At 43.9% G+C, this 1,133-nt stretch carries 2 protein-coding genes; both read right to left on the reverse strand.

The genetic code is table 11. The features are described from left to right. Nucleotides 1–275: GDP-mannose 4,6-dehydratase (locus R7Q47_RS25885; RefSeq protein ID WP_318090215.1), on the reverse strand; the 275-nt coding region annotated here is incomplete at its 3' end. 92 nt (nt 276–367) lie between these two features. After that, on the reverse strand, nt 368–1,078 hold the full coding sequence (locus tag R7Q47_RS25890; RefSeq protein WP_025524442.1) for a 3-deoxy-D-manno-octulosonic acid kinase: 711 nt from the start codon (nt 1,076–1,078) through the stop codon (nt 368–370). Nucleotides 1,079–1,133 lie beyond the last annotated feature (55 nt).

Genomic DNA, 1,133 nt, shown 5'->3' on the forward strand with positions numbered 1-1,133 from the left:
CCATCAATAGAGCGATCGACATGAGACTCAGCCGCCAAATGCATCACCTTATCGGGTTGATGCTCTGAAAACACGCGGTCTAGTTCAGTTCGGTCACAGATATCCACTTGCTCGAAGTAATAACGGTCACTGTCCGCGACATCTACCAACGACTCCAAGTTTCCTGCGTAGGTGAGCTTGTCTAAATTCACGACACTATCTTGGGTGTCACGAATAATGTGTCGAACGACAGCTGAGCCGATGAAGCCTGCTCCGCCTGTTACTAGTATTTTCATTGCAAATGTTACCTACTTTAATGGGTACTTTTAGTGGGTGTACCGAAATGCGCTATTGGATTGTCTCACGAATAACTGACAAAAAGCTCACTTTACGTATTTTCAGTATAACTTTTTTGTACATGATCAAAATCGGACGCTTGCCAAATGATTTGGCGTTTGAGCAGTTCTTTTTTGAATGAGCGAAGAAGCCTTTCTAAGTTTTGCTTTTTCCAGTCGCCGTGCTCTTGTTTGCGGCACTTATCAAAATCAATAATCCACACTTTATCTTTGTCATCGATCAAGATGTTGTGGATATTCAGGTCTGTGTGATTAACGCCAGCGTTGTGCATTTTGGCAATTTCTTGCCCTATTTTTTGATACATTCCTTCCGGTAACGGTTTTTCCTGCAAGATACTGACCAGGTCTCTTGCGTTAGGAATGCGCTCACTCAATAAATCGGCCTGATATGTCAATCCAGATTTCACAGCTCTCGCAGCAATTGGCCTTGGCACATGAACGCCAGCATTAATCAGTGTAAGTAATAGTTGGAACTCTTGCACACAACGCGTTTGCTCCCAACCTGAAAACCAATAATTGTCTTTAACTAACTTACCAAACAAGCCACCACGTCGATAATGACGCAGAGCGGCTTGCATCGTATCAAGCTGAACAAACCAAGTCGTGCCACGCCCTGACGCACTGCCAGTTACTTTGTTGGTGGATTGCCAATACTCGGCATCAAAAATAGGCTGACTAGGATCTTCAATAAGCTCCTCATCAAACCAAATGACTTGGTTGCTATCTCGATACTGCTGAATCATGTTGTAACCTCTAGCCTAGGTAGCGACTGGCCAATATGTATAGCCAAGTAAAAGC

This window comes from Vibrio sp. Vb0349 (genome assembly GCF_033338975.1).

Excerpts from the sequence above, each read along its gene's own strand:
- R7Q47_RS25890 (WP_025524442.1), bottom strand. The coding sequence starts at position 1,078 with ATGATTCAGCAGTATCGAGATAGCAACCAAGTCATTTGGTTTGATGAG.